Source organism: Mesorhizobium sp. M1A.F.Ca.IN.022.07.1.1 (assembly GCF_003997575.1).
Lineage (GTDB): Bacteria > Pseudomonadota > Alphaproteobacteria > Rhizobiales > Rhizobiaceae > Mesorhizobium.
On sequence record NZ_RZST01000228.1, the window covers coordinates 1 to 9,622 of the forward strand.

General features: G+C 63.4%; 5 protein-coding genes. All 5 read right to left on the minus strand.

The window, feature by feature from the left end; all coding sequences use genetic code 11:
- On the minus strand, nt 1-1,032 hold a 1,032-nt coding region (locus EOA75_RS22250), incomplete at its 3' end, for an ABC transporter ATP-binding protein (protein WP_164747495.1).
- A gap of 50 nt (nt 1,033-1,082) precedes the next feature.
- Nucleotides 1,083-2,240: an ABC transporter permease gene (locus EOA75_RS22255; protein WP_127325163.1), complete on the minus strand. Its 1,158-nt coding sequence runs from the start codon at nt 2,238-2,240 to the stop codon at nt 1,083-1,085.
- Nucleotides 2,241-2,252: 12 nt separating this feature from the next.
- Complete coding sequence (locus tag EOA75_RS22260; protein ID WP_067328931.1) at nt 2,253-3,287, minus strand: ABC transporter permease; 1,035 nt, start codon at nt 3,285-3,287, stop codon at nt 2,253-2,255.
- 149 nt (nt 3,288-3,436) lie between these two features.
- Nucleotides 3,437-5,095 carry an ABC transporter substrate-binding protein gene (locus EOA75_RS22265; RefSeq protein ID WP_127325164.1) on the minus strand — a complete coding sequence of 553 codons (1,659 nt, stop codon included), beginning with the start codon at nt 5,093-5,095 and terminating at the stop codon, nt 3,437-3,439.
- A gap of 269 nt (nt 5,096-5,364) precedes the next feature.
- Nucleotides 5,365-9,622: translocation/assembly module TamB domain-containing protein (locus EOA75_RS22270; protein WP_127325165.1), on the minus strand; the 4,258-nt coding region annotated here is incomplete at its 5' end.

Genomic DNA, 9,622 nt, shown 5'->3' on the forward strand with positions numbered 1-9,622 from the left:
CAGCGCTTCCCAGTCGATCTCGTTGAAGCGCACGCAGCGCGAAAAATGGCCCTCATGCCCCTCGACGGCAACCATCGGAATTTCGGCGGCATTGCAGACGCCCTCGACGAAATGGTGACAGCGGGGTCCGAAATTGCATCCCTTCGGCCGCTCATGCGGCAGCGGCAATTGGCCGGGAATGGAGATCAGCGGCCGCGAATTCTTGTCGGCGCCGGGCAGCGGAATCGAGCGGAACAGCCCTTGCGTATAGGGGTGGCGCATCCGGTCGAACACGTCCTCGATCTTGCCGGTCTCGACGGCCTCGCCGGAATACATCACCGTGATCTTGTCGCAGGTCTCGAGAATGAGGCCGAGATTGTGCGACACGAAGATCATCGAGGTGCCGAACTTCTGGCCCAGTCCCTTGACCAGTTCGACGATGCCGGCCTCGACGGTGACGTCGAGCGCCGTCGTCGGCTCGTCGAGGAGCAGCAGCGCCGGTTTCGACAGCAGCGCCATGGCGATGACGATGCGCTGCTGCTGGCCGCCCGAAAGCTGGTGGGGATAGGAGCGCATCATGCGCTCCGGATCGGGCAGCTTGACCGCGCGCACCATCTCCAGTGCACGGTTATGGGCCTCTTCCTTCGAGACCTTGTCGTGGATCAGCGGCACTTCCATCAATTGCTGGCCGACCTTCATCGCCGGATTGAGGCTCGCCATCGGCTCCTGATAGATCATGGCGATCTTGTTGCCGCGGATGGCCCGAAGCTCCTCGTCGGACATCTCGCCCATGTCCCTGCCCTGGAACTTGATGCGGCCGCCGACGATCTTTCCGATGTTTGAGAGGTCGCGCATGATGCCGAGCGATACGGTCGACTTGCCGCAGCCGGATTCGCCGACGATGCCCATCGCCTCGCCGGGCATGACCGTGCAGGAAAAGTCCATCACCGCCGGGATCTCGCCCTTGCGGGTAAAGAAGGAGATCGAGAGATTCTCGATCTCGATGATCGGCCCATTGGTCGTCTTGGCTGGATCTCGAACTGCCTCGTTCATGGGTCGCTCCAATCCTTGCTTCCTGGAAGATGGGGCCCGAAGCCCCGCCATCAATCCTTCATCGACTGTTCGCGCAGCGAATCCGCCAAAAGGTTCAGGCCCAGCACGAACGACATTAGCGCGATCGTCGGCGGCAGCGCCGGGTGGATGAAGGAGCGCAAGAGCCGGCTGGCATCCTTGATCGCGGTGCCCCAATCGGGACTCTCGGGCGCCAGCCCCAGGCCGAAATAACCGAGCGTGCCGAGCAGGATCGTCGTATAGCCGATGCGCAGGCAGGCATCGACGATCAGCGGTCCGCGTGCATTGGGCAGGATTTCCCATAGCATGATGTACCAGGGCGATTCACCGCGTGTCTGCGCCGCCGCCACGTAGTCGCGCGTCTTGATATCCATGGTCAGCCCGCGCACGATGCGGAACACGCCGGGGCTGGAAGCGAACACCACCGCCACGAAAATGTTGAGTTGGTTGGGATCGATGTGGACGATCCTCAGCGGATCCTTGTCGAAGACGAGGCCCGTATAGATCCAGCCCCCGATGACGAGCGTCAGGCCGAGCAGGATATAGAGCCGGTCCGGCCGGTTCTTGTAGCGGGTCCAGAACAGCACGCAAAAGAAGATGATCGGGAACAGGAAGAACAGCCCCGCCAGGGCGTACGGGATAGGCGTGTCCATGATGCCTGGCGTCACCAGCAGGTAGAACAAAAGGATCACCGGGAAGGCCAGCACCAGATTGGCGAGGAAGGACAGCACCGTGTCGATCTTGCCGCCGTAGTAACCGGCCGGCAGGCCGAGCGTGATGCCGACCATCAGCGCAAAACCGGTCGCCGCAGGCGCGATGATCAGCACGATCTGGCTGCCATAGACCATGCGCGAGAACACGTCGCGGGCGAGCTTGTCGCCGCCGAAATAGTAGACGAGCTTCGAAGTCGGCTCGATCGCGCCGGGCAGCGTATCCTTCATGATCGACACCTGGGCCAGCGGATCGAAAGGCGAGATGGTCGAGGCGAAGATCGCCGTGAACAGCCAGAACAGGCAGATGCCGACGCCGGCAATGCCGACGCCGCTGTCAAAGAGCTGGCCGTAGAGCCCGAGCTTCTTCTTGTAAGTAGAGCTAACGCCCATCACCAGGACAAGCGCGACCCATACCGGCCAGAAGCGCCAAAGCACGCCGAGCACGACATCGAAGGCACCGATATATTCGATCTGCATCCGCCCTGCCCCCTATTGAACTCTGATGCGCGGATTGAGAAACGCGTAGCCGACATCCGAGATGAGTTGGGTGATCAGCACGATGAATACCGAGACCAGCGAGCAGCCGAGCAGAAGGTCGATGTCGTTGTTGCCGGCGGCCTCGACCAGCGTGTAGCCGAAACCCTGGTAGCGGAACATCACCTCGACGATGACGACGCCGGTGAGCAGCCACGGGAACTGCAGCATGATGACGGTGAAAGGCGCGATCAGCGCGTTGCGTAGCGCGTGCTTGATCACCACACTGCCGAAGGAGAGGCCCTTGAGGCGGGCCGTGCGGATATACTGCTGCGTCATCACCTCGACCATCGAGGCCCGTGTCATGCGCGCGATATAGCCGGTGCCGTAGATCGCCAGAGTGATCACCGGCAGGGTGAAATTGTAGAAGGTGATGCCCTGGCTGGCGGATGCCGCCGAGCCGTTCAGCCAGCCCAACCACGAGGCGAAGATGACGGTGAAGATGACGCCCGACACATATTCGGGCGTCGCCGTCGAGGCGATGGAGGCCACCGACAGGGTCCGGTCCGTTCGCGAGCCTTCGCGCATGCCGGCAAGGATGCCGATGAGCAGCGAGATCGGCACCATCACCGCCAGCACCCAGAACATCAATATGCCGGTGGCGCCGAGTGCCGGAAACAGCTTGGCCGCGACCGTCGTCTTGAACTTGGTCGAACAGCCGAAATCGCCCTGCAGCACGCCGGAGAATTTCGGCTCGACTGGGTCGTTGCAGAAGGAGAACCGCTGCGTCACCTTGCCGGTGGCAGGATCGGTGATCGGCTGCTTGGGCAGGACGCCCAGCCATTGGCCGTAGCGCGCAAAGAAGTTCTGCCGGTAGCCGTGATTGACCAGCCAGCTTTCGAGCTGTTCGGCCGACGTGTGCATCTCGGTCTGGCTGATCGCCAGCTTCTTCAAGTTGGGCTCGAGATTGACGAGAAAGAAGACGACCAGCGTCAGGCATAGCATCGTGAGCAGAATCGTGCCGATGCGTCTGGCAATGAATGAGAACATGCGCGCTCCCCTGCCGGCCGGGTTGGGGTCAGATAGGTTCAACCCTGTGTCGGATACCTTGTGAGGCTCCGCCACCGTTGCACAATACGCAACGGCGACGAAGCTGCAAATAAGAGGGGCTGACGCCCCTCATATTTGTCGCAAAAGGATCACGCCTGTTCGAGCCAGACCTTGCCGAAGTCGTGCTCATAGGTCGGGTGCATCGAGTGGTTCTTCACCTCGGGCTTGATGTTGATGTAGAGCTTGCGCCAGTAAGGCTGGATGATGATGCCGGAATCCTGCAGGGTCTGCTCGATGTCCTTCATCACAACCTTGCGCTTCTCCGCATCGGCGATGCCGAGCGCCTCGTTGACCTTCTTGTCGAAGTCGGGATTGGCGTAGGCCGTCTCGTTCCACGCTTCGCCGGAGCGATAGGCGATGGAGATGACCTGGATGCCCAGCGGGCGCATGTTCCAGTTGGTTTGCGAGAACGGATACTTCGTCCAGTCGTTCCAGAAGGTCGAGCTCGGCAGCACGGTGCGCTTCACCTTGATGCCCGCTTCGCGCAGCTGGGCCGCGATCGCGTCCGTGGTGTTCTTGTGATAGTCTTCGTCGTTGCTGATCAGTTCGTGCTCGAAATCGATCACGCCGGCTTCCGTCAGCATCTGCTTGGCCTTGGCGATGTCGCGCTTGACCTCGGGCAGCTTGACATATTCCGGATGGATCGGCGCGACATGGTGGTTTTCAGCCGGGGTGCCGGCATTGCCGTAGCCGAGCTGCAGCACCGTGGCGTTGTCGACCGCAAGCAACATCGCCTGACGAACCTTCTGGTTGTCATACGGCTTGTGGGTGATGTTGAAGCGCGACACCACGGTGGCGGCCGTGACGACCTCCGAAACCGGCGCGCCGACATCAGCGATGATCTTGATGTAGTCGGCGGTCGTTTCGTGGTTGGTCTGGACTTCGCCGGATTCGAAAGCCGAAACCGTCGCCGCCGGATCGGTGCCGTAATCGATGAACTCGACACCATCGAGGAAAGCTTCGCCCTGCCACCACTTGCCGGTCTCGCGGCGCTTGTAGACCACCTTCTGGCCGACATCGTAGGAGACAAGCTCGAACGGGCCGGTGCCGATCGGGCAATTCTTGAAGTTGGCGCCCTTCTCATCGAAGGTCTTGTGCACGACCAGTGCCGGGTAATCGCACATGTTCGGGATGATCGCGATGTCGGGCTTGCTCAGCTTGAGCTTGACCGTCATGTCGTCGACCTTGACGACGGAGCCTTCGCGCAGCTTCTTGGTGCCGTCGTCGACCAGGCTGCCGAGACGGCCAGGCATCGAGTTGCCTTCCGCTGCCTTGTCGGCCCAGCGGGTGAAATTGTAGATCACGTCGTCGGCGGCGAACTTGTCGCCGTTATTCCATTCGACGCCTGGCCGCACATGCAGCGTGTATTCGGTGGCGTCGTCGTTGATATCCCAGCTTGCCAGCAGGTAAGGCGCGAAGGTGTACTCCTTCGTGTACTTCACCAGCGGCTCGAGCGCCTGGCGCTCGGCGTTCGCAATTTCCGACCAGTCGGCGGTGCGTGGATCCTTGGGATCCTTGATCGACATGGCGACCTTCAGCACGCCGCCCTTCTTGCCCTGCACGTCCTCGGCCTTGGCCGGCGTCGGCGCGGCGAGACCGAGCATGCCGTAAGCCATTGCCGTCGATGCACCGAAAACGCTGGCCAAAGCCAGGAATTCACGGCGGTCCACCGTGCCCGACTTGGCCGCTTCGGCCATCGCTAGGATGTGGTCCGGAACGCGATCACCGTTACTTTTGTAGATTGCCATGACTGACTCCCATTGTTTGGCTTTCTGCCTTTTAACATTCCGCATCCAGACCGTGATGTCAAAAGCCGGTTTGGAATTGGAACATGGTGGGGAATGTGCAACTTTGGAATGGGGCCGGTTGGCGTGATAGCGACAGCCTTGACGCAAATTTGTTAGTCCACAGCACATTTCCAAAAATTAACAGGGCAATCAAATCAAGACATTGCCGGCGGACAGGGCCTCGTGCGTGCGCCAAAAGTCCTCTTCAGCCCGCCGGGCGGGCAACACCGTCAATATTCGCGTTCGTAAAAGACGCCGCCCTTGGCTTCGCCCGCGTCGTTGGCCTCGCCGCGCAGCTTCACGCCCCTCCCGACATTGAGATCGATCGTCGCCTTGCCGGAGCCCGGTTTGTCGCCCTTCTGGATTGTCACATAGGTACGGTCGTTGAGGTACTTGCCGGCCGAAACCGCGGTGCCCCCCTTCTCGTCGGTCGTCACGTCGAGATCGTCGATGCCGATCGCGCTGCGTAGATTGTCCAGCAGCGAGGTCGTGCCGCCGGCCCCTGCCAATTGCGCGGCCGCGTCGGCAAGCTGGGCGATCTGCAGCGGCGAGAGATTGGACATCGAGCGGCCGAAGATCAGTTGCGCCAGCACCTCGTCCTCAGGCAGCGCCGGTGCGGAGGAGAAGTTGAACTTCGGGTTGGTCGCTTCGCCCGAAACGACGATGGTGACGGTGGCGCTGCTGGTCGTCGTGGTCGCGGTCAGGTTGAGGTAAGGCACAAGCGAACCCTGGAACCCGACTGTGCCCTCGGTGAAGGTCAGCCGCTTGGCAAGGATCGTCAGCCGGCCGCGTTGCAAGGTGAAGGTTCCGACGGCCTGCGGCGAGGATGCCGGGCCGGTCAGCTTCAGCGAGCCGCCTAGCTCGGCGTCGACGCCCCTGCCCTGGATGAAGATCTGATTCGGTGCGTTGACCGTCACGTCGAGGACAAGGCCGCTGCCGCTGCTGCCGCCGCTGCTGGATGTCGGCGGGTTCAGCGCTCTGTCCTGCGCGCGCACCGCGCGCGGCGGGTTCTTATGCTTCACATCCAACTCCGAGAGCGAGCCGGGCAGCTTGTCCGGCACGGTGATGACCGTCCTCGCCAGATTGATGGTGCCGGCGATCACCGGCGCCGACACGAGCGGCCCCTTGATGGTCAGGTCGCCGGCGAGGTTGGCGGTCACCACCCTGCCGTCGGTGTAGCGGGCGTCGGTGAGTTTTATCGACAGGTCGGCCGGAAAACCTTGCGCCGGCATGATGCCGACGGTGCCGCTCGCCGAAAGGCTGCCGCGCGTCGACAACGTGCCCGTCAGGCGATTGATCCTGGCGACGCCGCCGCCGATCGAGACGTCGGCCCCGATGTCGTTGACCGCCAGCCCGGAGCGCGCGTCTATGAGACGGGCGCCCGACGTCGTGACTTTGCCGCTGATCACCGGCGCGGATACAGGACCGCGCACCTGCACGTCGACATTGGCGGTTCCGTTGAGCGCCAGGCCTTGCACGGCGAGTTTCGAGGCAAGGAAGGAAAACGGCACCTTGCCTTTGAAATCGAGCGCCAGGGTCGGCCCGCCTGCCGTCGTCACCGTGCCGCCGCCCTTGAGACCAAGGCCCGCGCCGTCGCTGATGTTGGCGTCGAAGGCAAGCTTGCTGCCGGCAAAGGTTCCCGACGAGGATACGTTCATGCCGCCGAGGCCTGCGCCCCGCGTCTGCGAAGTCTGCACGCCCGAGGCATCGACATTGAAGGCGACCGTCGGAGTGGCCGGCGCGCCGGAGACCTTGACCGTGCCCGAGATCGAGCCTGCCGCATCGAGGCCAGGCGAGAAACTGTTTGCGAGCGAGACCGGCACCCTGGCCAGATTGGCGTTGATGTCGAGCGTCTGCGTGACCTTGCCCGTCACCGTCGCCGTACCGCCGCCGAGATTGAGCACCAGCCGGTCGAGCGTCGTCGCGCCGTTGGCGATGGTCACGGTCGAGGCCTGCGCGATCGCCGCCTTGATGCCTTGCACCGTCGCTTGGCCCGACGCGAGCTCGACGGTCGTCGTGCCGTTCGCCACTTTCACCCGGCCGGCCGCTTTCGCCGGAATGTTCTTCACGGTGGCGCCGCCGGAAAAGCCGGTCCAGTCCCCGTCACGCTTCAGGTCGACATCGATCCTGGTAACGGCAGTGCCGCCGGAGGTCACGCTGTCGGCGCGGATCTTGCCGGAGATGACAGGTGCTGCAAGGTAATTGGCGATCTGGGCGTCGATGGCGACTTTTTTGGCCGAGAGGTCGCCGCGCCGGATCGCCGCCGTCGTTGCCTTGACGGCGACGTTCGGTGCGTTGCCGGCCTTCGAGAAGGCGATCGTGCCGCGGACGTCGCCTTCCGCCTTTTCCAGCGCAAGCGCCGCCAGCGGCCCGATGTCAGGAAGATCGAGCGACACGGTGCCCACCGGCACGAAAGCTTCATCAAGCGCGAGGTCGCCGGAGATCTTGTTCGGACCGAGCGACAGCAGAAGCCCGTTGATCGCGCTCTTGCCATTGGCGGTGGCAAGCACGGCATTGCCCTGCAGCGGCTGTCCGGCGACATTGCCGGTCAGTTGCACATCGGCCGCCGGATTGGCGGCATCCGCCTTGCCTGTCGCGGTGAGCTTCAGTCCGGTGATCTCGCGCGCCGCCACGGACAGCCTGTCGCTGTTCACCGTCAGCGAGAGGTCGGGCGCCATAATCGGACCTTGCGCATTCAGGCCAAAAGCGATGGCGCCCTTGGCGTCTTTCGACAGCAGCGAAACGTCGCTCAACGCCCCCCTGATGTCGGCGGCAAGCTTTTTGTCGGCAAGGCTCGCCTGCCCGTCGGCGCTCAGCGCGCCCGAGTTGAGCTTCAAGCCGGAGACATTGACGTTGCCGTTGGCGTCGCGTTTCAGCGCGGCGCTCAATTGCGCGCTCTCGCCCAACATGCCGCGCACCGCCGCCGGCAAAGCGGAAGAAGCGACATTGGCGTTCACATTGAGGTCGACGGCGCCGTCGCGCAGCGACATGCGGCCGGCGACCTGGCTGTTGAGCGCATCGCTCTTGAGCGAGCCGCTGTTGACGGCAACGGCGTCGCTCGTCAAACGGCCATTGACCTCGGCCGTAACCTTGCCGGCAACCAACGGCGCGATCATCGGATTGTCCAGGCCGATCCTGTCGATCGACACCGTCCCGGAGACCGGGCCTGCCCGCCCCTTGAGATCGAACGCATCCGAATGCAGCGCAACGGCAAGGCCGTCCACATTCACCTGGCTGGCGGCAACCGAAGGCAGGATGGCGGAAGCCTCGAGGCGGGCCTGCGTGCTTTGGCCGGCTATCTTTGCCGACAATGACTGGACCTCGATCTTGACCGGGCTTTCGGCGCTGCCGATCGTCAACGGCAGGCTGGGTCCGGATGACGTCAGATCGAGCGAAAAATCGCTGACGCCGTTCGGATTCAAGCTGCCGGCGGCGTTGCCGGAAATCTTGTCGCCCGAAAGCGTTGCATGGTCCAAGGCCAGGCCGCTCGCCAGACCGTAGCTGCCGGCGGCATCCAGATCGAGCGGCCCAAGTCCCGCCTGGCGGGTCTGGCTGGTCTCGGCGCCGGCAAGCTTGGCGTCGAACTCGATATCGGGATTGGCCGACGGACCCGTGAGGTGTGCCGTGCCTTCCAGCGTTCCGGCGGCATCCAGGCCCGGCACGAAATCATTGGCGAGCGCCGCAGGCAGGCTGGCGAAATTGGCCGTCAGGTCGAGGATCTGGCCGGCGCTGCCGGAAATGGTCGCCGAGCCGCCGCCGAGATTGAGCGCAAGCTTCTCGACGCTGGCGACGCCGTTGGCGATTGCGAGGCGCGACGGCTCGGCGATCGCCGCCTTGATGCCGCGCAGGGTCGCTTCGCCGGACGCGATCTCGACGCTGGTCTTGCCGTCGGCGATCTTCACGCGCCCGGTCGCGGTGGCCGGAATGCCGGATGCCGTCGCGCCGCCGGAAAAATTGGTCCAGTCGCCGTCGCGCCTCAGGTCGATGCCGATACCGCTGACCACTGTCTTGCCGGAAGTGACGCTGTCGGCCTTGATCGTGCCCGATATTGCCGGTCCCTTGAGATAATTGGCGATCAGCGCATTGACGGTGATCGCTTTCGCCGCCACTTCGCCGCGCGCGATCGATGTGCTGGCCGCATTGATGGTGAGGTTCGGAGCCGCGCCATCCTTGGCGAAGGCGATCGTGCCGTTGATATCGCCGGTTGCCGTCTGGCCGCCTAGCGCCGCCAGCGGGCCGACATCGGGAACGGCCAGCGTCAGCGTGCCAACCGGCAGGAACTGGTCGTCGAGCGCGAGGTCGCCCGAAACCTTGTTGTCGCCGAGTGCAAGGCTGAGGCCCTTGATCGCGCGCTTGCCGGCGGCGGTGGCAAGCACGGCATTGCCCTGCAGCGGCTGTCCGGCGACATTGCCGGTCAGTTGCACATCGGCCGCCGGATTGGCGGCATCCGCCTTGCCTGTCGCGGTGAGCTTCAGTCCGGTGATCTCG